The sequence below is a fragment of the Streptomyces umbrinus genome (assembly GCF_030817415.1).
Taxonomy (GTDB): domain Bacteria; phylum Actinomycetota; class Actinomycetes; order Streptomycetales; family Streptomycetaceae; genus Streptomyces; species Streptomyces umbrinus_A.
Window position 1 is genome coordinate 11,467,930 of sequence record NZ_JAUSZI010000002.1, and the last position, 26,803, is coordinate 11,494,732.

At 69.7% G+C, this 26,803-nt stretch carries 26 protein-coding genes and 4 pseudogenes; 10 read left to right on the forward strand and 20 right to left on the reverse strand.

Going from position 1 to position 26,803, the window contains the following annotated elements; translation table 11 throughout:
• Positions 1-69 precede the first annotated feature (69 nt).
• Genes QF035_RS50885 through QF035_RS50895 form a run of 3 tightly spaced genes read left to right on the forward strand, consistent with a single transcriptional unit; the run spans position 70 to position 1,989 of the window.
• Positions 70-1,122 (forward strand): iron-containing redox enzyme family protein, encoded by a 1,053-nt coding sequence (locus QF035_RS50885; RefSeq protein WP_307529539.1) that lies wholly within the window; start codon positions 70-72, stop codon positions 1,120-1,122.
• Positions 1,119-1,772 carry a HemK2/MTQ2 family protein methyltransferase gene (locus tag QF035_RS50890; RefSeq protein ID WP_307529542.1) on the forward strand — a complete coding sequence of 218 codons (654 nt, stop codon included), beginning with the start codon at positions 1,119-1,121 and terminating at the stop codon, positions 1,770-1,772. Before QF035_RS50885 ends, QF035_RS50890 begins: the two co-directional genes overlap by 4 nt.
• 13 nt (positions 1,773-1,785) lie before the next feature.
• Positions 1,786-1,989, forward strand: coding sequence for a CDGSH iron-sulfur domain-containing protein (locus QF035_RS50895; RefSeq protein ID WP_307529544.1), 204 nt, complete (start codon positions 1,786-1,788; stop codon positions 1,987-1,989).
• A gap of 167 nt (positions 1,990-2,156) precedes the next feature.
• Here the strand turns inward: QF035_RS50895 and QF035_RS50900 are convergent, their stop codons facing one another.
• From QF035_RS50900 to QF035_RS50945, 10 genes and pseudogenes are all read right to left on the reverse strand, one after another.
• Positions 2,157-2,717, reverse strand: a complete 561-nt coding sequence (locus tag QF035_RS50900) for a cysteine hydrolase family protein (RefSeq protein WP_307529546.1) — start codon at positions 2,715-2,717, stop codon at positions 2,157-2,159.
• Positions 2,718-2,767: 50 nt separating this feature from the next.
• A pseudogene (locus tag QF035_RS50905) lies at positions 2,768-3,732 on the reverse strand (TIGR03557 family F420-dependent LLM class oxidoreductase).
• Positions 3,733-4,324: 592 nt separating this feature from the next.
• Complete coding sequence (locus QF035_RS50910; RefSeq protein WP_307529547.1) at positions 4,325-5,794, reverse strand: aminotransferase class I/II-fold pyridoxal phosphate-dependent enzyme; 1,470 nt, start codon at positions 5,792-5,794, stop codon at positions 4,325-4,327.
• Between the two features lie 72 nt (positions 5,795-5,866).
• Entirely contained in the window at positions 5,867-6,055 is a 189-nt protein-coding gene (locus QF035_RS50915) for a hypothetical protein (RefSeq protein WP_307529548.1), read from the reverse strand.
• Between the two features lie 91 nt (positions 6,056-6,146).
• Positions 6,147-7,673 carry an FAD-dependent oxidoreductase gene (locus QF035_RS50920; protein WP_307529550.1) on the reverse strand — a complete coding sequence of 509 codons (1,527 nt, stop codon included), beginning with the start codon at positions 7,671-7,673 and terminating at the stop codon, positions 6,147-6,149.
• A gap of 222 nt (positions 7,674-7,895) precedes the next feature.
• Positions 7,896-8,195: pseudogene (locus tag QF035_RS50925) on the reverse strand (transposase); the annotation flags it as partial.
• Positions 8,196-8,494: 299 nt separating this feature from the next.
• Complete coding sequence (locus QF035_RS50930) at positions 8,495-9,823, reverse strand: phosphoribosyltransferase family protein (RefSeq protein WP_307529552.1); 1,329 nt, start codon at positions 9,821-9,823, stop codon at positions 8,495-8,497.
• A gap of 190 nt (positions 9,824-10,013) precedes the next feature.
• Positions 10,014-11,123 (reverse strand): annotated as a pseudogene (locus tag QF035_RS50935) (CapA family protein).
• Between the two features lie 128 nt (positions 11,124-11,251).
• Positions 11,252-11,698, reverse strand: a complete 447-nt coding sequence (locus QF035_RS50940; RefSeq protein ID WP_307529554.1) for an SRPBCC family protein — start codon at positions 11,696-11,698, stop codon at positions 11,252-11,254.
• A gap of 572 nt (positions 11,699-12,270) precedes the next feature.
• Positions 12,271-12,924: a DUF1326 domain-containing protein gene (locus tag QF035_RS50945; protein WP_307529556.1), complete on the reverse strand. Its 654-nt coding sequence runs from the start codon at positions 12,922-12,924 to the stop codon at positions 12,271-12,273.
• Positions 12,925-13,156: 232 nt separating this feature from the next.
• Here QF035_RS50945 and QF035_RS50950 point away from each other — a divergent pair, with 232 nt between their 5' ends.
• Together QF035_RS50950 and QF035_RS50955 are read left to right on the forward strand one after the other, a co-directional pair.
• The gene (locus QF035_RS50950; RefSeq protein ID WP_373467033.1) at positions 13,157-13,942 is read left to right on the forward strand and encodes a DUF2182 domain-containing protein; all 786 of its coding nucleotides are present in this window, start codon (positions 13,157-13,159) and stop codon (positions 13,940-13,942) included.
• A gap of 237 nt (positions 13,943-14,179) precedes the next feature.
• Complete coding sequence (locus QF035_RS50955) at positions 14,180-14,761, forward strand: dihydrofolate reductase family protein (protein WP_307529559.1); 582 nt, start codon at positions 14,180-14,182, stop codon at positions 14,759-14,761.
• A 39-nt stretch (positions 14,762-14,800) separates the two neighbouring features.
• On the opposite strand, the gene QF035_RS50960 is transcribed toward QF035_RS50955, so the two are convergent.
• Entirely contained in the window at positions 14,801-15,184 is a 384-nt protein-coding gene (locus QF035_RS50960) for an ArsR/SmtB family transcription factor (protein WP_307529560.1), read from the reverse strand.
• A 93-nt stretch (positions 15,185-15,277) separates the two neighbouring features.
• Here QF035_RS50960 and QF035_RS50965 point away from each other — a divergent pair, with 93 nt between their 5' ends.
• Positions 15,278-17,266 carry a heavy metal translocating P-type ATPase gene (locus tag QF035_RS50965; RefSeq protein WP_307529562.1) on the forward strand — a complete coding sequence of 663 codons (1,989 nt, stop codon included), beginning with the start codon at positions 15,278-15,280 and terminating at the stop codon, positions 17,264-17,266.
• Positions 17,267-17,410: 144 nt separating this feature from the next.
• Here QF035_RS50965 and QF035_RS50970 read toward each other — a convergent pair whose 3' ends face one another.
• The 8 genes and pseudogenes from QF035_RS50970 to QF035_RS51000 form a co-directional block, all read right to left on the reverse strand.
• Positions 17,411-17,803 carry a fic family toxin-antitoxin system, toxin component gene (locus QF035_RS50970; RefSeq protein WP_307529564.1) on the reverse strand — a complete coding sequence of 131 codons (393 nt, stop codon included), beginning with the start codon at positions 17,801-17,803 and terminating at the stop codon, positions 17,411-17,413.
• The gene (locus QF035_RS50975; protein WP_245697538.1) at positions 17,800-18,096 is read right to left on the reverse strand and encodes a hypothetical protein; all 297 of its coding nucleotides are present in this window, start codon (positions 18,094-18,096) and stop codon (positions 17,800-17,802) included. The genes QF035_RS50970 and QF035_RS50975 overlap by 4 nt, the downstream gene beginning before the upstream one ends.
• Positions 18,097-18,291: 195 nt before the next feature.
• A complete protein-coding gene (locus QF035_RS56000) occupies positions 18,292-18,669 on the reverse strand; it encodes a hypothetical protein (protein WP_373466878.1) in 378 nt (125 codons plus the stop codon).
• Positions 18,657-19,073, reverse strand: a pseudogene (locus QF035_RS56005) (hypothetical protein); the annotation flags it as partial. The gene QF035_RS56000 and the pseudogene QF035_RS56005, both read right to left, overlap by 13 nt.
• 101 nt (positions 19,074-19,174) lie before the next feature.
• Positions 19,175-20,281 (reverse strand): ABC transporter substrate-binding protein, encoded by a 1,107-nt coding sequence (locus QF035_RS50985; RefSeq protein WP_307529568.1) that lies wholly within the window; start codon positions 20,279-20,281, stop codon positions 19,175-19,177.
• A 79-nt stretch (positions 20,282-20,360) separates the two neighbouring features.
• Positions 20,361-21,233 (reverse strand): ABC transporter permease, encoded by an 873-nt coding sequence (locus QF035_RS50990; protein WP_307529570.1) that lies wholly within the window; start codon positions 21,231-21,233, stop codon positions 20,361-20,363.
• Positions 21,230-21,976, reverse strand: coding sequence for an ABC transporter permease (locus QF035_RS50995; RefSeq protein ID WP_307529572.1), 747 nt, complete (start codon positions 21,974-21,976; stop codon positions 21,230-21,232). The genes QF035_RS50990 and QF035_RS50995 overlap by 4 nt, the downstream gene beginning before the upstream one ends.
• The gene (locus QF035_RS51000) at positions 21,973-22,791 is read right to left on the reverse strand and encodes an ABC transporter ATP-binding protein (protein WP_307529574.1); all 819 of its coding nucleotides are present in this window, start codon (positions 22,789-22,791) and stop codon (positions 21,973-21,975) included. Before QF035_RS51000 ends, QF035_RS50995 begins: the two co-directional genes overlap by 4 nt.
• A gap of 236 nt (positions 22,792-23,027) precedes the next feature.
• Between QF035_RS51000 and QF035_RS51005 the strand changes: the two genes are divergently transcribed.
• Positions 23,028-23,636, forward strand: coding sequence for a TetR/AcrR family transcriptional regulator (locus tag QF035_RS51005; RefSeq protein WP_307529576.1), 609 nt, complete (start codon positions 23,028-23,030; stop codon positions 23,634-23,636).
• 43 nt (positions 23,637-23,679) lie between these two features.
• Here the strand turns inward: QF035_RS51005 and QF035_RS51010 are convergent, their stop codons facing one another.
• A complete protein-coding gene (locus QF035_RS51010) occupies positions 23,680-24,531 on the reverse strand; it encodes a TauD/TfdA family dioxygenase (RefSeq protein ID WP_307529578.1) in 852 nt (283 codons plus the stop codon).
• Between the two features lie 338 nt (positions 24,532-24,869).
• Here QF035_RS51010 and QF035_RS51015 point away from each other — a divergent pair, with 338 nt between their 5' ends.
• From QF035_RS51015 to QF035_RS51025, 3 genes are all read left to right on the forward strand, one after another.
• A complete protein-coding gene (locus QF035_RS51015; RefSeq protein WP_307529580.1) occupies positions 24,870-25,364 on the forward strand; it encodes a hypothetical protein in 495 nt (164 codons plus the stop codon).
• 132 nt (positions 25,365-25,496) lie between these two features.
• Positions 25,497-25,907, forward strand: a complete 411-nt coding sequence (locus tag QF035_RS51020) for a hypothetical protein (protein ID WP_307529582.1) — start codon at positions 25,497-25,499, stop codon at positions 25,905-25,907.
• A gap of 151 nt (positions 25,908-26,058) precedes the next feature.
• Positions 26,059-26,721 carry a DUF6766 family protein gene (locus tag QF035_RS51025; RefSeq protein ID WP_307529584.1) on the forward strand — a complete coding sequence of 221 codons (663 nt, stop codon included), beginning with the start codon at positions 26,059-26,061 and terminating at the stop codon, positions 26,719-26,721.
• Positions 26,722-26,803 lie beyond the last annotated feature (82 nt).

The window sequence follows — 26,803 nt, forward strand, 5'->3', positions numbered from 1 at the left end:
GGAACCCGCACCGCGAACGTCCCACAACGGCTCACGTGAGGGCTTCTGGATCACGGGTACTCGGTGTTCATGCATGCCACATCACGAGAGCCGACCCTGCCGTCCGCTCGTGGTCGGATCTCAGCAGCGATCATCGAATATCTGTGCAGTACGGGACCACTTCCGAACAGCAAGGAGATTTCCGCCGTCACCCCGCTCGGAGACGATCTCCAGCTCGCCCTGTACATCTGTTACGAGCTGCACTACCGGGGGTTCGCCGACGTCGATGCCGACCGCGAGTGGGACCCCGACCTGCTCAAGGTCCGGGCAGCCCTGGAACAGTCGTTTCTCAGGACTCTCCGCGATGCCGCTCCCGTGCACAAGCACGCCGACGAGGCACTGGACGAGCTGCTCGTCGAACCCGTCGAAGGTTGGGGCGTCAGCCACTTCCTGCGGGACGAGGGAGAACTGTGGCAGGTGCGTGAGTACGCTGCCCAGCGCTCGCTCTACCACCTCAAGGAAGCCGATCCGCACGCCTGGGTGCTGCCCCGGTTGTGGGGTCGGGCAAAGGCGGGAATGGCGGCCGTGGAGTTCGACGAGTTCGGCGGAGGCCGTGCGGATCGCGTGCATGCCCGCTTGTTCGCCGCGCTGATGGCCGACCTGGACCTGGACACCGCGTATGGGCACTATCTCGAGGCGACCGGTGCTGAGGCTCTCGCCGTCGTGAACCTGATGTCCCTCTTCGGCCTTCACCGCGCCCTGCGAGGGGCTCTGGTGGGACATTTCGCCACCGTCGAGATCACCTCGTCGCCGGGTTCACGTCGCCTCGCCCAGGCCATGCGGCGCACCGGCGCAGGACCGGCCGCCGAGCACTTCTACGACGAACACGTCGAGGCCGACGCCGTGCACGAACAGGTCGTCCGCCGGGATGTCGTAGCGGGTCTGCTCGAAGAGGAGCCCCACCTCGACAGCGATGTCGCCTTCGGTGTGGACGCCACCACCCATCTCGAAGACCGCCTCGCCGAACGCCTTCTCGGTGCGTGGCGGGCCGGGGAGTCGTCACTGCGCATACCTGTGCGATCGGTGTTCCGACCACGAACAGGTTCTGCCGCATCCACGGGAACCGGAGACGAACCCCGATGACCATGGTCACTCTGCCCGGCGTCTACACCCCTCAGGACGACACCGACCTGCTCGTCCGATTCCTGCACGATGAATTCCTTCCCCCGCACGCGGAAGTCCTCGACGTGGGTACGGGAACAGGTGCCGTCGCTCTGGTTGCAGCGCGGCTCGGCACCCGTGTCACGGCGATTGACATCTCCTGGCGAGCGGCTCTGAACGCCAAGGTCAACGCGCTACTCGCCCGTCTCCCGATCCGAGTCGAACGCGGTGACCTGCTGGCTCCGGTGTCGGGCCGGTCCTTCGACCTCATCCTGTCCAACCCGCCGTATGTGCCGGCACCCACCGGCGCGTGCCCCCGGCGGGGCATGGCGCGGGCCTGGGACGCGGGGCACGACGGCCGTCTCGTGCTGGACCGGATCTGCCAGGACGCACCCGGGCTCCTGAGGCCCGGCGGCGTGCTGCTCGTGGTGCAGTCCGCGCTGAGTGGCCCGGAAGAGTCGCTGCGGCGGTTGCGGATGGCGGGCCTGCGCGCCGGAATCGTGGAACACCGCAGCGTCGCCTTCGGTCCCGTCCTGCGCTCCCGCAGCGGCTGGCTGCGCGACCGCGGCCTGATCGAAGGCGACGCCGAGAAGGAAGAGCTGGTGATCATTCGTGCCGTACGACCCGGATGAACGGCGCTGCCGCATGGTGGCCCAGCGCGCGGGGCCACTGCTGGTCGAAGGACCTGTGGACGTCACACTGGAGGATGGCACCATCGTGTCGTCCGACCGGTTCTGTGTCGCCCTGTGCACCTGTCGACGCAGCCGCACCTACCCGTGGTGCGACACCAGTCACCGCACGTCCGGGCGGCCGAGGCAGCCGGACGGCGGAGCCTCCTGCGACTCCTGAATCCTTCGACAGCCTGTGGAGCCGCGCACCGAGGTGGACCCACGGCCCGGAGGTGGCGGCAGTGAAGCACCCAGGGTGATCCGGCGCGGGCCGTGCAGAGGAGACTGCTGTCCTGAGCCGTTGGCCGAGACGCGGTGTTTGGTCGTACGAGGCGTCTCTACGGCGGGCTACCGGGCGAAGTCGATCTCCTTCGCCGTGGTGATCCGGGCGCCCATGTTGCGCTCCATCATTTCCAGGGCGGCGGATTCCAGGTGGGGGTGGATGGAGGCGACGGCGTCCCTGGGCACCGTGACGTTCAGGTGGCGGATGTGCGCGTCCAGAGCGGAGTAGAGGACGCACTGCTCGGTGACCTGGCCGCTCAGCACCACGTGTCCGACGCCCAGTCGCCCCAGCAGGTAGGACAGAGGCGTCTCGTAGAAGATGGAATGGCGGGCCTTCACCACGAAGAGCGAGTCGTCGTCGGGCCTGATCGGCTCGATCAGGTCCGCGTGCGGTCGCTTCAGCGCGTCATTGACGAGTTCTCCGTGGTGGGAGCGCCACAGTCCGAAGTTGTCGTTCGCGTAGATCACCGGTACGTCCGCCTCGCGGGCTCGGTCGATCAGCTCCGCCAGGACGGGCACCACACGTTTGACGGACGGCACGAGCAGTTCGGCGTCCTCGTGGTCGTAGGTGTTGATCATGTCGATCACGACGAGAGCGATCCCTGTCGTGTCTGCGGGCCGGTCCACGGCTTCCACCACCCATTCAGTGCTGTCGGCAGTGCTCTCGGGCGCGGCTGTCAGTCGCGTAGTCGGGGCAGGATCTTCGTGCGGTAGAAGTCGAAGAGGCCCTGCTGGTCCTTGCCGATCTGGTTGACGTACACGGTGTCGAATCCCGCGTCGGCGAACTCGGTCAGGGCCGCCATGTGGGCGTCCGGATCGTCGCCGCACGGTACGGTTGCCGCCCCCTGGTCCTCGGTGACCAGCTGGGACGCCTGCTCGAAGTGGCTCGGGGTCGGCAGGATCTGCGGGAGTTCGCCGGGCAGCTGCTCATTGGCCCCCAGGTGGTGAGCGGTGTTCGTGTGCAGCGCCTGCTGCCGGTCGGTGCCCCAGCACACCTTGAGGCCGCCGTACACCGGCTTGGTGCCCCCGCCTGCGCGGCGGAAGCGTTCGACCAGGGCGGTGTCGGGCATCATCGTGATCAGCCCGTCCCCGATGCGTGCCGAAACCTCGGCGGCCTGCGGGCCGAAGGCGGGCACGTCGATGGGCACCGGCTCGTCGGGCAGGGTGTACAGGCGGGCGTTCTCCACCGTGTAGTGCTTGCCGCGATGGCTGATCTGCTCGCCGGTGAACAACTGCCGGATGAGCTGGAGAGCTTCCTCCAGCATTTCCAGGCGTACCGCCACTTCGGGCCGGCTGGTGCCCAGGATGTCCTCGTTGAGCGCCTCACCGGGTGCCGACCCCCAGCCGGAAACGGCCACCCAGCTGGGCGGCGCTGGCGGCGGCCGCCTGGGCGATCACTGCGGGAAAAGTGCGGACCAGTGGGCAGGTCACCGCCGTTGCGACGGACAGCGAAAACGACCTGTGACAGGGCGCCGATCACTGCACACACAAACGGACTCTGGCCCTGGCGGTCGTTCCACGGGCGGTAGTGGTCCGCGATCCGGAGTGCGTCGAAACCGGTCTGCTCGGCCATCCGGGCCTGATCGACGAGTTCCGCCGGGCTGTGTTCCTCACCCGACAGGAAGCATCCGAAGTCCGGCATGGTCTCTCCCAGGTGGAGCATGTGGCGGCGGATCTCCGAGCGCCTTGGCGAGTACCCCGTGATCCGAGGTGCATAACAGGGGCGTGAGCGGTGTCCGGGGAGCGGCGGAGGGAGGGTACTGGGAAGCGGATTAGGCGTGCGGGTGGTCCTGGGCTGCTCGCCCGTGTCGATCCCCTGGTGCTCACCACGATGTGCGCATGTGCCTCGTACACAGCGCGACCTTGCTGTACGACGTGTCGCCGGCAACCGGCGAGTGGGACGTCCGGCTGGTCGAGCAGCACATGGCAGGCTTTCTCGAAGTGCTCCCGCTCGCAGCTCTGGCGGTCCCGCGTCCGTGCGCCTCGACAAGGCCCGGTCGACGCTGCGCGACGGAGCGGACCCGTCGGGCCGGCGTCTGCTGTCCAAGGGAACGTCCGCTGCGGGCGGCGTACCTTGTGGGGCTCGCCGGCGTGATCGGAGAGGGCGTCGTCGTGTGCCGTACGCCGAGGAGTTGTGGCGCTGTCCTCGAACCCGGGCCACGGCGCAGGGCGCGACGGGACTCGTCGGAGGCAGGTGCGTACGGCACTGTGCGGCTCCGGGCGCGGGGTGTGCGTCAGTCCTCGACGACCCGTACGGTCTTCAGCCGCTGGTCGGCCGCGTCCGGCAGGAACATTCCGGCCTTGACTCCTGTGACCAGGTATTTCAGTACGGGCTCGGTGAGGCGTTCGCCGGGCAGGGCCACGGGGATGCCGGGCGGGTAGGGGGTGATCATCTCGGCCGCGATCCGGCCGACGGCTTCGGCCGTGGGGACCTTTGCGTGTCGCGCGAAGTAGGCGTCCCGGGGCGGGCGGGCCTGGGGCATCCGTAGACCGGCAGGGGCCGGGACGGCGACCTGGGGGACGTCCCATAGTTCGGCGGTGTGGTCGGCCAGGTCTCGCAGGGCCGCGAGGAGACGCGCGGTGGTCTGCTCGTCGTCGGCGTGGGTGAGCTGTGTGCTGATACGGCGGTGGTCGAAGAGGTGGGCATCGATGTGATGGTGGGTTCGCAGCCAGTCGGCGGCGCGGTAGCCGCTGGTGCCCAGTTCGCCGATGTCCATGACGACCGGGAGCGGGTCGAAGTCGTGGGCGAGTCCGGGGCCGCAGAAGTCCTTCGCGTCGTTGACGTGGAAGCCGCCGATCGCTTCGATGGCCGTGCGGGTGCGTGTCGCCAACTCCAGTGCCTGGCCGAAGAGTTCGTGACCGTGCTGGACCATCTGCCGCCGCCAGGCGTCGATGCCGGCGTAGAGAAGGACGTTCGGACTGGTCGTACCGAGGAGGTCGGCCCGCGAGGCCAGTTCGGCGGGATCGATGCGGTCGCCCTGGAGGTGGAACACCGAGCCCTGTTCCAGGCCGCTGCCCATTTTGTGGATGCTTGTCACGCAGATGTCGGCGCCCGCGTCCATGGCCCACGACGGCAGGGCGTCGTGGAAGGGGAGGTGGGCTCCCCATGCCTCGTCCACGACGAGTGGCTTGCCGAGCCGGTGACAGACCTCGGCGATGCTTTTGAGGTCGGCGGCGGCTCCGTACGGGGTGGGGCTGGTGACCAGGGCACCGTCGGCGTCCGGATGCTCCGCGAACGCCTGAGCGTAGGCCGCCGCCGAGGGGGCATGGGCGAGGTGGCGGGAGGTGTCCCATTGGGGTTCCACCCACACGGGTTCGACACCGGACAGGATGAGCCCGGCCACCACCGACTTGTGGGCGTCGCGTCCGACGAGGAACTGGTGGCCGGGGGAGGTGACCGTCAGCATGGCGGCCTTCACCGACAGGGAACTGCCGCAGGTCGAGAAGAACGTGTGGTCCGCGTGTACCGCGTCGGCCATGAGGTTCTCGGCCCGCGCCAGGACACCGCCCCGGGTGAGCCGGTCGTCCAGACCGCCGTTGGCCAGGACGTCACCGTAGAAGACGGCGTCACCCAGGACCCCGCGGGCGCGGGGGTCCGCGCCGCGTGCCTGTTTGTGGCCCGGGGGAGTGAACCCCAGTTCGTCGGCGTCCGCGTATCGGGCGAGCGCTTCGAGAATCGGGGCCTCAGCCTGGTTCACACCCATGGCGGCCGGGTTCCCCGCGGCGTGGCAATCATGCAGGCCAGGGACGCCGGCACCGCCACGGCCAGTCGCCGGTCAGTCTTCGCCCCGGACGACGTTCCACTCCGCGCCCGCGCCCGCACCCGCGAGCGCCGTAGCCGGGGGGCCGCTGCTGTCCACGGCGCGGACGCAGGTACGTACGCCCGTGCCGCGGCGGTGACGGGCCTTCGACCAACCGGTCCTGGCCACCTTGAGGACTTTCTGCGGGGCAGTGCGCGCGGTCACGGCGCTTCAACTTCTCTCTGTGTCAGGGGCAGGTTCTCGACGGAATGCTCACCGGGTTCCCGTCGCCCAGGGCCGCGAAACGCCGTACCGTTCAGATGTCGCGCTTCTCCAACGGCCGTACGGCAGGCCCCTGGAGGATCTGGCCGTCCGGGGCGAAGCGGGAGCCGTGACACGGGCACTCCCATGCCTGCTCCGCACGGTTGAAGGCCACGATGCAGCCCAGGTGGGTGCAGCGGGCCGAGACCGCGTGGAGCGAGCCGTTCTCGTCGCGGTGAACCGCGCACTGCCGGCCACCTGTCCGCACCACGGCTCCGTCGCCGCGAGGGATGTCCTCCGGTGCCGGGCCCGTCAGTGGTGGCAACCGGTCACCGACGAAGTGCCGGGCCACGTGCGCCTGTTGCTTGAGGAAGGAGCCGCCCTCGCGGATCACGGAGGACAGGCGGCGCGGATCGTAGAGGCCGCTCCACTCGCACTCGCGTCCGCGAACGAGGTCCCCGATCAGGCCGCCCGCCATGATGCCGCCGCTCAGCCCCCAGCCGCCGAACCCGGTGGCCACGTAGGTGTGGCGGCTGCCGGCGTGGAGCGGTCCGACGAGCGGCACGGAGTCGGTGGAGTCGTTGTCCTGGGTGGCCCAGCGGTGCGTGAGCGTGAGATCCGGGAAGTGGTCCTGGGCCCAGGCGGACAGCCGGGCGAAGCGCTCCTCGACGCCGGCGGCACCGGGGGTGAAGTGCTCCCCGGTGACGATCAGCAGGCGTTTGCCGTTGCCGTACGGTGCACTGCGGACGGACCGCGTGGCCTGCTCGGGCGTGATGTACATGCCGCGAGGGGCCAGGGCCTCGTCAACGGTACCGGCCACCACCAGTTCCCGCCTCGGGGACAGCCTGGTGAAGAGCAGGGCCCGGTCGAACACCGGGTAGTGCGTGGCGATCACGACCTCGCCGGCGCGGATCGACACCCCGGCGTCGGTCGACAGCACGCACGGTTCGCCCTCGCTGAGGCCCACGACCCGCGTGTCCTCGTACACGGCACCGCCGCGCCGGCGCAGGTCGTCCGCGAGCGCCAGCAGGTACTTCCGGGGATGGAACTGAGCCTGCCCCGTCACCCGCACCGCGCCGGCCACCGGGAATGGCAGATCGGTCTCCGTGACGAAGTCGGCCGGCAGTCCCGCCTCGCGTGCCGCCTCCGCCTCGGCCCGCAGCTCCGCCACGCCCCGGGGGTCTTCGGCATAGGTGAAGGCCGCGGCCTCCTCCCACTCGCAGTCGATGTCCAGCTCCTGGACGATCTCGGCGGCGTGGCTGATCGCGGCGGACTGTGAGCGCGCGTACAGCCGTGCGCCCTCGGGGCCACGGGTGCGGCGGAGACGGTCGTAGACCTGCGTGTGCAGGGCGGTCAGTTTGGCCGTCGTGTGACCGGTGACCCCGGCGGCGAGCCGTCCGGCCTCCAGTACGGCCACCTCACGCCCCTGCCTGGCCAGCTCCCAGGCCGCACTGAGTCCCGCGATGCCGCCGCCGACCACCGCGACGTCGACCGAGAGGTCATGAGACGGCGGGGGAGCGGGCTCGCCGGGCGGTGCGGTCTCCAGCCAGTACGATCCCTTGATTCCTGCCTCGGTGTTCATGGCCACCGAGTTCCCCTGCGGCCACGGAATACGCGAAGCTACGCCAGCAGCCGCAGCACCGCTTCCTCCACGACACCCTGCGTGGCCGGTTCGCCGAAGCGGACGCCCGTGCCCAGGTCGTCGAGGGCCGGGGCGAGGATCTGTCAAACGGGCGGTGTAACCGGGTTTGACGGCTACTGACGGGCTGCGGAGAGGCGGCCGTCGAAGGTGATGTCGAAGGAGCCCTTCGCGGTCGCGGGGCACGGTTATCTCCACCGGTCCGACATCGGTCAGGACGGTCTTGGAGCGTTTGCCGTTGCGGGAGTTGTCACCGTTCTTGCCGGCCGGGTCGTGCTTGGCATAGCCGAGGTGGTCGGTGATCTCGCCCTCCAGGGCGGACTCCAGCAGCCGCTTCGTCAACGGCTGCAGCAGCCCACCCTCGCCGGTCAGCTGCAGACCCTCGGCCTGGGCCCGGCCCACCAGCTCGTCGATCAACTGGTCGTCCACAGCCTTTGCCGCACTGCCTCCACGGGAGCCTGGGATCCGGACAGGTTCTCACTGGTCATGGAGCCTCATCAAGCCGATCGGCGATCGGAGACCGCCCGCGGCGAGTTCACTCTCCCGATGCAGACAGGTGTGCTGCGCGTCCGGCGACTGTGAGGCATCACGTCGACACCCGAGCCTGACGGCTTGCTCACTTGAGAACTGACTCCGGCCGGTGCGGCAACGGCGGCCTCGACAATCCTCATGCTCGACCCCGAAGCCGTCGTACGCGCCGACGAACGCACTTGATCTGCGAAGAAGCAACTTCTCCCCCTGTACCACCAGTTATAGCTCCCGGATCAGGCCAGGTTCCTGCTGAACCAGTCCGTGGCCAGCTCGGTGACCGATTCCAGGGTGCCGGGTTCCTCGAAGAGATGCGTGGCACCGGGGACGGTGGCCAGCTGATGCTCGCAGCTCAAGCGTGCCGCGGCCTGTCGGTTGAGGTCCAGCACCAGGTGGTCGCGGCCTCCGACGATGAGCAGCGTCGGAGCCTTCACCTCAGGCAACCTGGGGCCGGCCAGGTCCGGCCTGCCCCCGCGGGAGACCACTGCCGTGACGTCCGCGGCGGGTTCCGCCGCGGCCCACAACGCGGCCGCGGCGCCTGTGCTGGCACCGAAGTAGCCGAACTCCATGCCCTGGGTGTCGGGCTGCTCGCGCAACCATTCGGTCGCCTGGGTCAGGCGGCGGGCGAGCAGCGCCGTGTCGAACACGTTGTCCCGGTTCACCGCCTCGGCCTCGGTGAGCAGATCGAACAGAAGCGTGCCCAGGCCGGCGCGGTTCAGCCCGGTGGCGACGAAGCGGTTGCGCGGGCTCTTCCTGCCGCTGCCGCTGCCGTGGGCGAAGAGGACGACCCCCGGGGCACCGCGGGGCATCGTGAGCCGCCCGTCGAGCGCGGCGCCTTCGGCCGGTATCCGGACCGACCTGTCATAGGGCAGGGAATCGTGTTCCGGGGAGGCGCCGCCTGTGGTCGGCGGCGTGTCGGACGTGGCGTGCGCCGCGCGGTTGTGGTCCAGGCAGGCGATGACCTCTTCGTCGCTCGTCTGCCCGAAGTCCGCGTAGAACTCACCGATCGCGTGGAACTCCCGGGGGGTATGCAGACAGACGCCTTCGTCCGCCTCGCCTCCGAGGCGGGCTGACCAGTCGTGCGGCGCCACGGGAACCGCCAGCACGATCCGTGACGCGCCGCGGGCGCGCGCAATCCGGCAGGCCGCCAGTGCCGTGGAGCCGGTCGCCAGACCGTCGTCCACCACCAGAACCGTCCGTCCCTCATACCGGGCCGGCTGCCGCTCGCCCCGATAGCGGCCGGCGTGCTGCTCCAGGACGCCTCGCTCGTGTTCCTCCACCGCCGCCAGATCACGGTCCGTCACACCCATGCCCCGCACCACTGGTTCATTGACGACGCGCACGCCTTCCTCACCGATGGCGCCCATGGCCAGTTCCGGCTGGAAGGGCACCCCCAGCTTTCGTACGAGGCAGACGTCGAGCGGAGCGCCCAGGGACTCTGCGATCTGCGCGGCGACCGGGACGCCGCCGCGGGGAAGCCCCACGACCACCAGATCCTGGCCCTTGAGGTGGTGCAGGCGGGCGGCGAGCCGCCGGCCCGCGTCGGTTCGGTCTGTGAAGTACATGGTCGCCTCCCGGGCGAGGTGAGGTCCTCGAGCCCCGACTGAAGTCCGTTGTACGCGCCCGGGCGGCCGTTGCGGAGACGGTCCAGGGAACCCGGAGCCCGGTGAGTCCACGACACGCCCCAACGGCGCGCCGGGCGTACATGTCGCCGAGCGGTCCGCGCTCCCGTCGGGTGCATGATCCCGCTCACACCTACGGCCCCTGGTACGGCCGGGCGGTGAGGGTGTTGTCCGGGTTCCGTTCGACGCGTGAGCCGTAGGCCCGGCTGATCCGGTCCAGAGCGTCCTGCATCCACCGCGAGTCCTCGACCGTCGCGCGCTCCAGCCGCATCCGCCGGGACCTCATTGGGGCGATGCGCACGTCGTGGAACCTGGTCCACGGTGACGAAGTACAGCAGTCGGAGGTCGTCCCTGTACTCCTCGCGGCCGCCGATGCCCTCGTAGTCGTTGATCAGGTCGCCGCAGCCGTGGGTGATGAGCTTTCCCCGGTACGACTCCAGCGGCCGCGGATGGTGCGAGGAGTGGCCGTGGACAACGTCCGCGCCGTCGTCGATGAGCGCATGGTCGAAGCGGACCTGGTCACGCGGGACGTGGTAGCCCCAGTTGGAGCCCCAGTGGACCGAGACGACCACGATGTCGCCCGGCCACTTGGCCGGACGCCGCCGGGCGGCGATCGAGGCCGCGGCGGCGTGCGACGGTTCGGCGACGAAGTCGACCCCACTGCGCTGTGCCGTGGCGGCCCAGTTGCCGGGTATGCCGCTGGAGGCCATTCCCACGGAGAAGACCAGGACGCGCCGTCCGCCTATGACGTGCACGATCGCGGGACGCCGGGCCTGGTGGGCGTCCCGCCCCGCCCCTGCCGAGCGAAGGCCCGCGTCCATCAGGGCGTCGAGGGTCTGCTCCAGCCCGCGGCGGCCATAGTCCAGCACTTGGTTGTTGGCCAGGGCGCAGACGTGCGGACGGGCGGCGGCCAGACCGGGCAGGTTGGCCGGGTGCATCCGGTCATGGATCTCTTTGCCGGGCGCGGTCTCGTCGTTCTGCGTGACGGCGGTCTCCAGGTTGAGGATCCGGACATCGGGCGCCGCGTCGGCGAGCACGTCCAGCGCGTCGCCCCAGGGCCAGGGGAAGTCGACCGGACGGGGGATCATGCCGTTCGCCGCCTCGGCCAGGTCCACATAGGCACGGGCGTCCTTGATGTAGGACTCCGACAGTTTCGGATCGCCGGGTTTGGAAGGATCTGGTCGACTCGGCGGCCGAGCATCACATCACCGGCCAGGAACAGCGTGACGAGGTCACCGCCTATTTTTCCGGGCCAGGCCGGTCCGGCGGGTTCTGCTCCCGGGCGGCGAACAGGGGCCCGCAAGCGCAAGCCCGTCCGTCGCCCGCCCCTTGGGAGCGAGACCGGGTCGGCAGCCGGAGAGCGAGCCGGGTTCACGCACTCCCCTCGAGGAGTCTCTTCAGCGTCTGCTCGTTCCTCGGCATCTCCTTGCGCACATGCGGACGGACGACGAGCGGAACGAGCACCTTGCCGATCCCATGCGTCTCGAAGTCGAGGGACATCGTCAGGCGCGACCGTTCACCGTCGCCGAGCGGCTCGATCGTCCCTTTCACGTGCCCTCGGATGGGACCGTCGATGCCGTCGACCCGCCAGCTCCTCGGCGGATCAAACTCGGTCACCTCCGAGGTCATCGGGATGTCCCGGCGACCGATCCGCCGGGTCACCACGACTCTCGAACCCACGGCCACAGGAGCATCTCCCACAGGGCGTACCGACACGGCACTCTCCTGCCACTCGGGAAGGTGCGAGGGATCAGTCACGTAGGAGAAGACTTCTTCGGGGCGACAGGAGATGTCGACGCTTTCTTTGATCGCAGACATTTGATCCCCTTTTTGTTATTTTATGTACATAATCCCACAATGCCGACGACGCACCAACTCCACCAACCGGACGGGCCAACGCGGCAATCAGGGGCGCGGGCACGGGCCGTTCCCGGCGGCCGGCAGCGATGCGCGCTTCCCCCTGGCCGGGGCGCACTGCCGCGATTGGGAGGCCCAGCGGACTCTGGTGGCGTTTCGGAGTGCGCCGAGGGCGGCAAGCATGTCCGTGATCTCTCACGAAGGGTCTTGAAACCTCTGACCTGGGCTTTCCGAGCCGCCTTCGGGATTCGAACCCGAGGCGTACGCATGACGAGGCCTCGAGTGATTGCCCAGTAGCGGCTGATGCCGCGTGATGCTGTTGTGCAACCCGCGTCACCTGCGCTGCACTGCGACACCTACGCACTGCAGTTGTCTGACCTGCACGGATTATTGATGTCCGGATTGCGGCACCGTTGGTACGACAGCACAGCAGATATCAGCGCCGTCTCGCCGGGCTGCATCCGCCTCCGGCGCTCCCGATGCGGTCCAGATCGCCGATCTCTGGCACATCTGACACGACCTCGCCGGCAGGCTCAGGTCGGACCCGACCAGTCGAAGGTGATGTGCTTGCTGGACTGACCCTCCCTGCTCCAGTGGAAGCCGAAGGCGTCGGCGCGGTCCGCTGTCGCGCGGCCCCAGGTCGCGATCTGCCCCGGGCCGGTCTCCGATCCCGGCAGGTTGGTGGACTGCACACGTGCGCCGTCGGGTGTAGTCGGTCCCGTCAGGGCCATCGCGCTCGCCTCGACCCGTCCCGGAACGGTGGCTTTCCAACCACCGAGATCCTCGTCGACCTGCACCTCGATGGGGGCGAAGTCCATGCCTCGCATCTCGGCTCCGAACATGCTGATCATTTCGGCAGGCCAGCTGCCCGCCTGACCGCCGAAGATCATCTGTAGTGCCTCGCGCTGCGCGTCGTCAGCCCTCTCGTCGAGGAAGACGGCCGCGTACGCATCGGAGTGCTCGGCCCACACGTTGCCGACGAACGAGCCGAGCATCAGCACGTTGAGGCCGTCCAGCGGCACATCGCCGTAGCGCCCCTCGCGCACGTGCCAGGCCAGGACTCCCTCGCAGTCACCGTAGGTGGGCGGCTGTGCGAACGAGCACGGGCACGGAACGTTGCACTTGCAGGTGTCGAACCAGTCCCCGGCCGCATGCCACTTCGGAACAGACTTCCCGGTCTCCGTCATGTCCTCGCCTCCTCGCGACCCACCCCGGGTGAATCAGGTGGTCGGCAATCTCGCGGGGAACACATCGCCGTGGGACACCGCATCCACTCGGTGACGCGGGTCATCACCTCCATCCTCCTCCCGTTGACGTAGGGGAGCCAAGATGTCCAGGCGGAGCGGACACCGCGCAAGGGGCCGCCTTCTGTGGTGACCTGGAAGCGTGTTCCGTAACCGGGCATCGCTCTCCGCGCCCATGCGGCCGGGCAATCTCCTCTCCGCCCGGGAGATGACCGCCGCCTGGTCCCTCATGCTGCTGCTCGCCCTGCTTGCGTGGCTCCTCGTGGTGGGGCAGGCCAGCGGCACAGAGACGGGGCCGGGAACGATGGGCCTTGGCCTGCCGCTGTTCCTGCTGCTCTGGGTCATCATGATGGCAGCCATGATGTTCCCGTCCGTGTCGCCGGTGGCCATCACCTGGGTCCGGGCCATCGGCCGTCAGTCGTCCGGTACGGTCCGGGCGGCGCGGATCGCGCAGTTCGTGGGCGGATACCTGATCGCCTGGACGGCATTCGGACTCGCGGTGTACGGGATCCTCACGGTGACCGGCCGTCTGGTCGACAGCCATCCCGAAGCCGGGCGCTGGATCGGCGCCGGCGCTTTCCTGCTCGCCGGACTTCACCAGCTCAGTCCGCTGAAGAACGTGTGCCTGCGCCACTGCCGAAGCCCCATGGGCCAGCTCGTGCGCTACGCCGGCTACCGGTCGCGTGCCCGCGATCTGCGTGTCGGAGCGCACCACGGACTCTACTGCGTGGGCTGTTGCTGGGGGCTCATGATCGTCCTCGTACCGCTGGGCACGATGAACATCGCGGCGATGGCCGGACTCGCGGTCGTCATCTTCATCGAGAAGCTGTGGCGGCTGGGACCGGTGTTCAGTACGGCGGTCGGTGTGCTGTTCCTGGTCCTGGCTGCACTGGCTCCGTTCCAGAGCTGGCTTCTGCCAGGACTGGAACATTCGGGGCCGTCGATGCAGCCGATGGCTTAGGCGACCGATGGGTTGATCAGCCGCGGCGGTCGGCCACGGACGGCCAGTTGCCGTATTTTCCCCGGTTCAGATCACACGACGGGCCCGTACGAGCACAACCGGACACTGGCGGGGCCCGGCGCCGCCTGCGCCCGGAAGCCGTATTCGCGTAACCCTCGCCCCGCCCCGAGCGATGTCGAGAACTCCCACGCGGCTCCGACGTCACCTCAGGAAGGCACCCAACGGAGGGACGAGGTCATGAGCAAGGTCGTTTCAGGCATCTCGATGTCACTGGACGGATTCGTCGCCGGTCCGAATGTCTCCCGCGAACAGCAACTGGGCGACGGCGGCCTGCCGCTGCACCAGTGGCTGCACCAGCCGGGCCCGCGCGACATCGACTTGCTGGACGAGATGCGCGCAGGGCTGGGGTCCATCCTGATGGGCCGGGTGTCATACGGCCTGGCGGAGGGCGACGGCGGCTGGGGCGACGGCGGGCCCGCCGGACCGACGCCGTGCTTCGTGCTCACCCACAAGGCACCCGCCCTGGAGACTGTACGGCCCCCGTCGGTCTTCACCTTCGTCACCGACGGCATCCACAGCGCGGTGGCCCAGGCGAAGTCGGCGGCGGGCGGCAAGGGGGTCGCCGTGCACGGCGCGAGCGCGGCTCAGCAGTGCCTCGCGGCCGGGCTGCTGGACGAGATCCAGATCCATCTGGCCCCGGTCCTGCTCGGCGGCGGGACTCGGCTCTTCGAGCACCTGGGCGGGCAGTACCGGCTGGAGCGTACGAAGGTGATCGAGACGTCGAACGCCACCCATCTGCGGTTCAGCGTGATCCGCTGACCGGCTCCGTGTCTGCAGCGCGAGGTCCTCAACTACCTCTTACAGACCGGCCGGTACCTCTTCGGTGGCTGCGGAGTTGTCGCGGATTCCCATGCGCAGGTGTTCGACGTGGTAGAGCGCCTGGTCGAGGAGTTCGGCGACGTGGTTGTCGTAGAGGGCGTAGATGATCGAGCGGCCGTGGCGTTCGCCGGTGACCAGGCCGAGGTTGCGCAGCAGGCGGAGTTGGTGGGAGCAGGCGGAGGCTTCCATGCCGACGGCGTCGGCGAGGTCACTGACGGAGCAGGGGCCTTCCTGGAGGCGGGCCAGGATGTGGAGCCGGGATGGGGTGGCGAGGGCCTGGAGGGTGGCGGCGACGTCCGCGGTGCCGACGGCGTCGAGGCGTTCGCGGGTGGTGGCGCTGCTGGCGTCGGTTCCGTGGCCCATGGGTGCATCATACCGGTGACACCTGAAGACCTGTTCAGATGTTCCTGTATGGTGGGCGCGTTACCCCGTCCGTCCGTGAAGGGTTGTTTTGTCATGTCTTCTGTCCTGGATCAGCGGCCCGCGCCGACCGCTGCCGGACTGCGTCCGGCGCTCCCGAAGCGGCGTACGCGGGTGCTGGCGCTGCCGGAGTCCCGGTGGGCGCTGGCCGCGCTGGTGCTGTTCCTGATCGCCCTCCCGCTGGATCTTCTCGGTGCCCCGACATGGCTGTGGGCCCCGCTGTATGCCGCCGTCTACATCACGGGCGGGTGGGAGCCGGGGCGGGAGGGTCTGAAGGCACTCAGGAACAAGACGTTGGACGTGGATCTGCTGATGGTGGTGGCCGCGATCGGTGCCGCTGCCATCGGCCAGGTCCTCGACGGCGCGCTGCTGATCGTCATCTTCGCCACCTCCGGGGCCTTGGAGGCGGTCGCGACGGCGCGGACCGCCGACTCGGTGCGCGGTCTGCTGGACCTGGCGCCGACCACCGCAACCCGGCTCCTGCCCGGTGGTGAGGAGGAGAGCGTCCCGGCCGACTCCCTCGCGGTGGGCGACACGATCCTGGTGCGGCCCGGCGAGCGGGTCGGCGCCGACGGCCAGGTCCTCGACGGGGCCGGTGATGTCGACCAGGCGACCATCACGGGCGAGCCGTTGCCGGTGGCCAAGCGGGCCGGGGACGAGGTGTTCGCCGGCACCATCAACGGCGCCGGTGCTCTGCGGGTGCGGGTCGAGCGTGACCCGGCGGACTCGGTGATCGCCCGGATCGTGAAGATGGTCGAGGAAGCGTCCAAGACCAAGGCCCCCACCCAGTTGTTCATCGAGAAGGTCGAGCAGCGGTACTCGATCGGCATGGTCATCGCCACGCTGGCCGTCTTCGCGGTCCCGCTCGCCTTCGGCTCCGCGCTCCAGCCCGCTCTGCTGCGGGCGATGACCTTCATGATCGTTGCTTCGCCGTGCGCGGTGGTGCTGTCCACGATGCCGCCGCTGTTGTCCGCCATCGCCAACGCGGGCCGCCACGGTGTCCTGGCGAAGTCCGCCGTCGTGATGGAACGCCTGGGTCAGGTCGACCTCGTGGCGCTGGACAAGACCGGCACCCTGACCCAGGGCACGCCACGTGTCACCGACATCCGTCCCGAGCCCGGTTCCGGTCTGCAGGAGGACGGGCTGCTGGCGCTGGCGGCGGCGGCCGAGCACCCCAGCGAGCATCCCCTCGCCCGCGCCGTCGTCCAGGCCGCCCGCGAACGCGGCCTCACCCTCGCCGCGGCAACCGGCTTCACCTCCGCCCCCGGTGCGGGTGTCACCGCCACCGTCGGCGGCCGCACCATCCAGGTCGGCTCCCCGGCCCGCCTCGTCGCTGTCGACGGCCAGGACATCGGCAGCGCGGTACAGGCGCTCGAAGACGAAGGCCGCACCGCGGTCCTCGTCCGGCGCGACGGCACGCCGGTCGGGGTCCTGGGCATCGCCGACCGGCTCCGCTCCGACGCGAAGGCGACAGTGGCCGCGCTCACCGAACTCACCGGCCAGACACCGGTTCTGCTGACCGGTGACAACGAACGCGCGGCACGCCAACTTGCCGCCGAGGTCGGCATTACCGATGTCCGCGCCGGTTTGCTTCCGCAGGACAAGGTGTCGGCAGTCAGGCAGTGGGAGGACGAGGGCCTTTGCGTGCTGGTGGTCGGCGACGGCGTCAACGACGCGCCCGCGCTGGCCGCCGCGCACACCGGCATCGCGATGGGCAGGGCCGGCTCCGACCTCGCACTGCAGACCGCCGACGCCGTCGTCGTCCGCGACGAACTCGCCGCCATCCCCGCCGTCGTGGCCCTCTCCCGCCAGGCCCGCCGCCTCGTCGTGCAGAACCTGGTCATCGCCGGGATCTTCATCACCGCCTTGGTGGCCTGGGACCTGATTGCCACGCTCCCGCTGCCGCTCGGCGTCGCGGGGCACGAAGGCTCCACCGTCATCGTCGGACTCAACGGCCTGCGCCTGCTGCGCGACGCCGCCTGGAACCGCGCAGCAAAGGAAGGGACTGTAAGACGTTCGGTGTAACTCCCGATCATGGAAGATGCATCGTTGACGCTCTCCTTCCCTTCAGGGAGGAGAGCGTCAAGAAGTTTCCCCCGACAAAACAACACAACACCCGAAGAGGTCACTAGTTCGGATGAGGTGGTCGTGCGGGGCCTCAGGGGTTCCTCAGGCGGCGTCCCAGGTGCGCAGTTGGCGGGCGATCTGGGCGACGCCGATGGTGGTGGCCGCAGCGTCGCGGACCAGGGCCACGGCGTCCTTGGGCTGGTAGGTGAGGCGGCGGCCGTTCAGGGCGAGGTAGGCCTCGCAGGAGTGCCAGGCGAAGGCGTCGTTGGAGTGCTCCAGTGCGGGCAGTCTGAGCAGGGTCTGCAGCAGGGCTGCGGCCTTCAGGTTCAGGGAGCCGTAGATGTCGCGTTGCATGGCCCGCGCGTTGGCGCGGGCGACGGCCGCGTAGAGAGGACCGTAGTCGTCGACCTGGGGGTCACCGTCGAGGAGCTCGGCTGCGTGCAGGAGGAAGGGCACATCGAGGGGATGGGGCTGCTGGGGGTCGGGCTGGTTCACGCGGCGTGGCCCCGCTCGCCTGGCTCCATCTCGCGGCGGGCCTGCTGTTCGGCGGCCCGCTGCTCGGGTGCGGGGTCGGCGGTGCTGGGCTCGGCGGCGAAGGCATGCCCGCTGCGGTCCATCGAGTCCTTGAACGCCTTGAGGAAGCTGTCCTCCACCGCAGTCGCGCGGGCGTACGCGGCGGACAGGATGTAGTCCTGGATGCTGACCCCGGCCTGCCTGGCAGCGGCGACGATGGCGGCCTGCTGTTCGGGGTCCCGGAAGCGCAGGCTCATGGCCTTGGAAGTCGACATGGTACCTACGGTATCAGTGGTATCACTTGGTGTCCACGGGTATGGCTCCTGCTGCTGACCGTGGCCCGGGCAGCCCGGCGCGACTGTCTGGCGCCCCGCAGAGCGGCCGAGTCGGCGGCGCGGTCCCATGCTCCGGGTCGCATCCAACGGGTCCTTGGCCACACGATCAGCTCCTGGAACGACCACTCTCGACCATCAACGTCCACGTGCTGATCGCGGTCGGCGCAACGCCGACGGGCACGGGTAGAACCGGGGCCGCCCTGTGTGGGCGTGACGACTGGGACATTGGGCGCCAGGACCAGGGCGGCGGGAGGGACGCACACTCGCGGGACCCGCGAGTTCGCCGGCGTGCGGCGCCGCGATCAGCCCCGCGGCGCGGGCGAGCGCGAAGGCATCGGCGAACGGCTCGGGCGGGTGCAGCGACTCGTCCGCGGCGAGGCCGAATCCGGGCACTCCGGCATCCGCCCGCGTGGCCGCGAGCCGCGCCAGGTCCACGGCCTCGCGAGGGTCGAGGTGGCGCAGGGCCGTGACGAGGGTCCGCAGCCGATGCCGGCCCGGGCTGCCGCGCCGCACGCTTCATCGATCAGGAGGTCGAGGACGTAAGCGGAGCTTCGGCCGAAGGCCTGCCCGTACCGCACGGGGTTGACGGCCGGCTCCAGCCATACCGCACCGTCCGTGGCCGCGTCCTCCACGACCTCGCGTACGACCCGTCGCAGGTCGTCCTCGCACCGGACGAGCGACACCGCCTCGTCATAGCGCAGCCCGAACTCGCGGAAGCTGCTGTACGCATCCATGTCCGGCACGTGCACGCCGTGTCGGCGCGCGAGATCGGCGAGAGCGGCGGGCAGCATGGAGCCCTCCAGGTGCAGATGGAGATGCGCCTTCGGCAGCCGGTGGAGATCGCGGGGGAGGGCGGTCCCCGCGTCGGCGGGTGCGGGGACTGCACCCAACGGCGCCGCTGCGAAGCCTGCCGGCATTCCCGCTGTGCCCGGCCACTCGGCGACATCCGACGCCGGCGGCTGAGCGATGCCCGGCAACGGCTCCGTCGCCCCCGCGCTGCTGGCGACGGCCTCCGCCGTCACACCGTGGCCTTCTTGCCGAACACCGCGTCCAGTACCGACTGGTCGACGATCTTCGCCGCGTCCGGCAGTTCCTTGACGCCGGCCGCCTTCAGCCCGTCGTACATGTCGCCGCCCAGCAGACTCTCGTCGATGCGCAGCAGTCCCTTGCTCTTGGTCAGCGCGCTCTGTGTGAAGGGGATTTGGAGGTCGTTCTCCCGGACCTGCTGCTTGAGTTCGAGGCCGAGGTCCACGCCGTACTTGGTGACGGCGAGCTTCGCCGCCTGCTCCGGGTCCTTCGCGTTGTCCTGCCAGCCGCGGACGGTGGCGCGCATGAACCGCTCCAGGACGTCCGCCTTCCCGGTCAGCATGGTGCGCTTGCAGAACACGATCGAGGAGTAGGAGGGCAGCCCGAGGTCGCTGTAGGTGACGACCTCGTAGTCCTTGCCCTTCTTCATCCCGTACTTGGTTTCCAGGGTGATCGGCTGGTTGGTGAGGAAGCAGGTGTACGCCTTGCCCTGCTTCTGCACGAGCGGGCTCACGTCGTACCCGACGGGAGTGAAGTCGTACGACTTCTTGAGCCCGGCGCTGGTGAGGATCGCGTCGATAAGGGGCTGGGTGCCCTGCTGGCCGAGGACCTTGGCGCCCAGCAGGTCCTTCGGCTCCTTCACCGGGTCGGACGCGAGGGAGAGCAGCCCGCCGGGGCTGGTCTGGAAGACGGCGCCGAGGAGGGAGAAGTCGTTGCCCTTGGGGATCGCCTGGAGCAGCGTCTGCATGTTGGCGTGCACGCCGAGGTCCGCGGATCCTGCGGAGACGGACTGCGTGGGGTCGGGGGTGTTGGGGCCGCCCGCCTGGAACTCGACGGTGAGGTTCTCGTCGGCGTAGTAGCCCTTCTCGTCGGCGAGCCAGAATCCCGCGAACTCGACGTTCTTGATCCAGCCGAGGGCGACCTTCACGGTGGTCGACTTGCCGTCGCCCGATCCGGACGAGGAGCTGGCGCCGGAATCGCCGCCGCAGGCGCTGAGCAGCCCGCCGGCCCCGAGGGCGAGCCCCGAGGCTCCCGCCGCACGCAGGAGACTTCGACGGGAGAGGTGGGGCAGACGGGCGGGATCGGTGCGTGGTGCCACGGTGGTTCCTTCCACAGGTTCTGTAACTTCGACGAGTTCCACAGGGGGAGTGGGCCCGGGCCAAGGTGGTGACGGCTGATCAGCTGAAGTGGGCCGAGCCGAGCCGTTCGGCGGCCCGGGCGCCGATGAAGCACAGGACGGAGACGACGGTGGCGACCAGGGCGGTGCCCCAGGCGCGGGCCGGGTCCATGAAGGTGACGGATTGGGCGAAGAGCAGGCCGAGGCCGTGCGTACCGAGCAGGTACTCGGCGAGCATTGCGGACAGGACCGCGGTGGACGCGGTGAGCCGGAGGCCGACCAGGACGGCCGGGACGGCGTGCGGCAGCAGGAGCAGCCGCAGCCGGGTGAGGCGGGTGGCGGCGAGGACGGTGAAGACGTCGCGGGTGGCGGCGGGCGCGGCGCGCAGCCCCGAGCCGGCCATCACGAAGACGGGGAAGAAGGACACCACAGTGGTGACGGTCAGCACCGCCGTGATGCCGAATCCGACGACCCTGGCGATCACCGGGATCATCGCGACGACGGGGACCGAGCGCATGATCAGCGCCATGGGTGTCATCAGCCCCGACAGCAGGGGAGAGGCCCACACCAGCAGCGCGCCCGTCACCCCGAGGACCAGGCCGAGTGCGAGGCCCACGGCCGCGTTCAGCAGCGTCCAGCCGAGGTCGGGGAGGTAGGCGCCCGGGTGGCCGAGGACGTCGCCGAAAACCGCGGCCGGTGTGGGCGCGACGATCTGGTTCAACTGCTGGGTACGGACCCATACCGCCCAGGCGGCGACGAGGGCGAGCACGGTCCAGTAGCGGGACAGCAGGCGGGTCAGGGTGCGAAGAACGACGCGCCAGGGCTGCTTGCCGCCGTCTGCGGCGTCGGCGCGGGGTGCGGTCCTGTCGCCTTTCCCGACCGGGTGCTGCCCCGCACTCGGGCCCTCGACGACCGCGCTCTCCCTCCTGCTCATACGAACCTCCGGGCGGCCGCCACGCGCAGGCCGGCCAGGGTGGCGTACGCGGTGAGGGAGATGACGGCGGCGGACAGGGCCGCGGCCCACATCAGATCGGTCTGGAAGTTCTGCATCGAGCTGACCAGCAGGACTCCCAGACCGCGCGGGGCGCCGAACCATTCGCCGACGACCGCGCCGAGCACCGCGGCCGGTGCGGCGAGCGCGAGTCCGTCGATCAACAGCGGGACAGCGGTCGGGAGTTGGAGGCGCAGGAGGGTCGCTCGCCGTGAAGAGCCCAGCGCGCGGAACACGTCGCGGTGGGCGGCACCGGCCGCGCCGAGCCCGGAGGTGGCGGCCACGAAGACCGCGAAGCCGGCGGCGAGCGCGGCGATGACCGCGGGGGTGCCTTCCCGGCCGACCGTGGTGATCAGCAGTGGGCCGAGCGCGATGAGGGGCACGGCGTGCACGACGGCGGCCAGCCGGTCGAGCCCTGGCTGCAACGGCGGCAGCAAGGCGCCGACGAGGGCGACGACGAGGGCGATGAGCGTGCCGGCGACGAAGCCGGTGCCCGCGGCGGTCGCGGTCGCGGCGAGTGCGCGGCCCAGCAGATCACGGGTGATCGGATCGTCCAGCGCCGCGACGACCTGCGTCAGCGGGGGCCAGCTCTCGCCGAGGACGCCGAGCCGCCCGACGCCCTCCATGGCCGCGAGCAGCAGCAGTGTTCCGGCGACGGTGTGCAGAGTGGTGCGGGCGCGGTTCACTCGGCCCCCTCGTCGAGGAGGGCGGTCAGCCGGTCGACGATGTGGTGGAACTCCGCGTCCCGTGTCAGTGTCTTGTCACGGGGCCGCGGGAGCGTGATGTCCTCGACATGGCGTACGGTGCCGGGCCGGCCGGTGAGGACGACGACCCGGTCGGCGAGCAGTACGGCCTCATCGACGTCGTGCGTGACCAGCAGCGTGGTGATCTGCTGGTCGGCCCAGATTCGGGCGAGTTCGAAGTTCATACGGCGCCGGGTCACCGCGTCCAGCGCCCCGAACGGCTCGTCGAGCAGCAGGACTTCGGGCTGGAGCACCAGGGCCCGCGCGATGGCGACGCGTTGCCGCATACCGCCGGAGAGCTGCCGCGGCCGGGCGTCGGCGAACCCTTCGAGCCCGACGAGACTCAGCAGCGCGTTGACCCGGTCGGCGTCCACCGGGCGGCCCGCCACCCGGAAGGGCAGCGCGACATTGTCGTACGCACTCGCCCAGGGCAGCAGCGCGTGCTCCTGGAAGGCGATGCCCAGACGGTGGCCGCGCACCAGCTCGGCGGGGGCGCCGCCGTTGACGAGCACCTCGCCCTGTGTCGGGGTGTCGAGGCCCGCGAGCATGCGCAGCACAGTGGACTTGCCGCAGCCCGACGGTCCCAGGAGCGCGACGAACTCGCCGTTGCCGACGGCAAGGTCCACGCCTTCGAGCGCGGTGACGGTACGTGACCGACGGAGCCTGAACTCCTTGGTCGCCCCCCGCAGTTCAAGCGCTGCGGGAGTGGTCCGGGGCGTTGCTTCGGGAGGGGACTCACTGATTCCCGTGGCGGCCATGGCGGCCCTCCTCGTTCATGAACCATTCGGTTCATGGACGGTAGGGCCGCGCCGTTTCCCCCGCATTGCGGGAGCTGAGCCGGGCCGTTACGCCCCTTCGTCCAGGGGATGTGGGCCCTCCGGGCGAGGGACGCCGGCCGTCCGGCGGGCAACTGGGGCGAGCTGCCCGGGCGTTCTCCACCTGGACAGGTGACCGGTTACTGATCATTCGGTCGCGCCCGGATAAAGTGCGAACCATGTCCCAGCCCCCGGAGGAGAACGAGCGCACGCGGCTGCTGCGTCTGAGCGCCGACCACATCCTGGCGCACGGTGTCGCCGGTCTGTCGCTGCGCGGCATCGGCAAGGCCGTCGGCAGCAACAACCGCATGCTGCTGTACTACTTCGGGTCGAAGGAGGAGCTGATCGCGGCGGCTCTCACCGAGGCGGGCGGCCGCTTCCCGCTCCTGGAACGGATCTTCGAACTGCTCGACGACCGCGACCAGCCGCTGCGCACCCGCCTGGAGGCGGCCTGGGAGCTGCTCTCCGCGGACGAGAACCTCCCCTTCCACCGCGTCTTCTTCGAAGTGCTGGGCCTCGCCGGCTATCAGCGAGGACGCTTCGACGCCTTCCTCGACGCCGTCGCCACCACCTGGCGGGGCCGCGTCGCGACCGCGCTGAGCGCCGAGGGCGTACCGGCCGACGAGGCCGACGACCTGGCGCGCGAGCTGGTCTCGCTCTGGCGTGGACTCCAGCTGGACCTGCTCACCGCCGGGGACCGCACGGCGACCCTGCGCGTGAACGCGGCGGCGGTCGCCTCCTTCGCCGCCAGAGCCGGGGCTGCCGCGTGCAGCCGTTCGCTCGGCTGACGCCGAGCGGCGCGGCGGTCGGCCACCCCTCGTTCAGCGGGCGTTACGCGCTCAGAGGCAGCTTCGGCGTTTTGGGTATCTTCGGTACCACGATGTCGAGCGGGCCGTCAGGGATCGCGACCGCGTCCGTGGACCAGCCCCAGATCGAGCAGACGCGGCGCCCGGGATCGCTGTGCCCGTCCCGGCCGTGCAGGACACGGTAGTTGTCGAGGCAGATCATCTCGCCGGCCTCGACCCGGAACATCGGTCCGGTGTCCCGTGCCGCGACCACGGCCTCCTCCCACTTGCGCAGGAAGGCCATGTGCTCGTCCTCCGAAGGGCCCTCGACCGGCGCGAGATACGGGTGGTAGCGGCCCTGGAAGCGCCCGGAGGACACGGTTCGGGCGATCGGCGCGTACGTGTCCTGCGGGTAGTTGGGCTCGGAGTGGTCGATGTCGGTGGTGCGACAGAACTCCGCCACGGCCGCCCACGCCGGGTCGGCGGCGAGAAGGTCGAGCAGCCGGGAGGTGTCCACGAGGAAGGAGTCACCGCCCAGGGCCGCAGGCCGCTCGCACCACAGGAACAGGTGGTCGGGGGCGTAGTCGCCGAACGCGAAGCCGTCGTTGTGGGCGACCATGCGCTCCTCGGTCGGAGCGAAACTGCGCTTGCGGCCACGGGAGTCGGCCGGCTGCGCGGCCACTTGTGCCGCCTCGCGCTCACCGTGCGCCTTGGTGGCCTCGAACTGTGTACCGATGCGGATCGCCTTGTCGCCCATGACCTCACGGCCGTACGCGACGGCGGACCGCTCGTCGGTGAGGCCGGTCACGATGACCGCGCCCTCGGCGGCGAGCACTTCACGGGCCTCTTCGGCACTGGACACCCGGCGTGGCACGAAGCTTGCGGAGCTGACGTCCATCCTTGACTCCTCAACGTTGAACCGATCGGTTCATCTCAAGATAGAGGTGCTGTGTTTCGACCGGGTGTCCCTCCCGGAACGCGTGGAAAACCTGGGGAGAACGGCCCGAAGCCGGCCGGGAACGGGATCTGGACACGGTTCATCGGCCGCCTCAGAACGGTGGCGCTACGCGCTGCCGCCCCCCTCCACCCGTCAGCCCCGCGCCCGCGATCAGGACGCCACGGCAGGACGGGCCTACGCCTGCGTGACGGCAGTTCGGGACCCGTCCCGGGGGTCCCGTGCCAAGTTGGGTCGGCCGCCAGGGAAGTTCCCTGGGCCGCCGCCTTGCGGGAGAGACGATGAACTGGAAGCTATTGGCACGACATGGTGTGACCCTCGTGGCGCCACTGTCGGCTGCTGCGCTGCTGCTCACGGGATGCGGGGGCGATGGGCCGGACGCGTCCGCGGCGACGAAGCGCGCGACGCCTCCCTCGCACGCCAGGACGACGGCGTCAAACTCTCCCTCTCCCTCTCCATCACCCTCACTGTCCGCGACGAGTTCTGCGCGCGCGAAGGCGGCGGACGGTGCAAATCTCGATGCCTGCAACGATGGCGCGTGCGAGGTCGAGATCAAGACCGGGGATGTGATCCGGTTCGGCAGCCAGGTCAAGACCAAGCCCAGGGTTGACTCGTTGACAGTGGTGGGTGTTACCCGCAACGGCCCCACCTTGTTGCTTTCCTCGGGCGTGACCACGACCGCCTATGGCGGGATCGAGATCAATGGCGGGATCAGCCTCGGCACCGTCTACGCCGAGGGGAACCGGGCGGTGGTCCGCATCTCCCGGATCTCCTGAGTGCGCACTGCCGCGTAGGCCGTCGCTTCGAATCCGACAGCGGGCTCCAACATCATGCGCGGTGGCCGCTCGAGTGCGGTTCGTTGCTGTGTACTGCCAGGTGGAGGTGGAGGTGGAGGTGGAGGTGGACGGATGGGCGGGCGAACGTGCGGCGTGGCGGTGTGCGTCCTGCTGGCCGTCGGCACCGTCGGTGGCTGCGGCACGGCGGCAGAACGGCAGGACGACGTACGCGACACGACGGCAGCGTTCCAGGCGGCGTTGAGCGAAGGTGCGTACAGCCGTGCGTGCTCCGTTCTCGCGCCCGCGACCGTGGAAGAGCTGGAGCAGTCGGCCAGCAGCCCGTGCGCGAAGGCGCTGCGTGAGGAGTCTCTGCGGCCGGGCGGTGCCCTGCGGAACGCGGATGTGTACGGCAACCAGGCACGGGCGGTGCTCTCCGCCGACACCCTGTTTCTCTCTCATTTCTCCACCGGCTGGAAGGTCGTGGCCGCAGGCTGCGAGCCGCGGCCGCAGGAGCCGTACCAGTGCCGGATCAAGGGCGGGTGAGTCGTGCGGACCATGTTTACCGTGGTCGTCGGGATCATCACGGTCGGTCTCGTCTATCTGGTGGCCCCGGCCCGGCCCTGGGGTTGATGAACAGTTGACCGAGCACTCGGCCGGGGCCACATCGCCGAGGCGCGGGGGTTTGCGGGGCTTCGTGCGAGACAACGGGCTCGGCCTGTTCTTCACCGTCGCGTTCCTGCTGGCCCTGGTCGGGCAAGCGATCGCCGGGCACGTCGACTTCAACAACCAGATGGCCGCAGACCAGCTCCAGCAGGTGTCTTTCGGCGAATACATCACCTCCTCCGACTTCGCCGTCGACGTGTCGGAGAACTGGCAGTCGGAGTACCTGCAGTTCTTCCTGTACGTCGGGGCGACTGTCTGGCTGTTGCAACGCGGTTCCCCGGAGTCCAAGGAGTTGCACAAGGGCGGCACCGAGTCGGACGAGGCGCAGCTGGTCGGCGAGTACGCCCAGGAGGGCTCGCCCAGGTGGGCCAGGGCCGGCGGATGGCGGCGTGCGGTGTACTCGCACTCGCTGCTGCTGGTGATGGGGACGGTCTTCCTGCTGTCCTGGCTGGTCCAGTCGATCGCCGGCACGGCCGCCTACAACGAACAGCGGCTACGGCAGCTGCAGGCGCCGCTGAGCTGGGCCGACTACCTGGGCGCGGCGGATTTCTGGAACCGCACGCTTCAGAACTGGCAGTCCGAACTCCTGGCCGTCGCCTCGATGGCCGTCCTCTCGATCTACCTGCGACAACGCGGGTCCCCGGAGTCGAAGCCGGTGGGCGCGGCCCACGACGCCACAGGTGTGGAAGGCTGAGAAGCAGACACGCTGCTTGATAGGCGCAATCGACAATCGGCGACATGGAGGACCGCGCCCTTGGCAGGTCCTCGCTGGACGA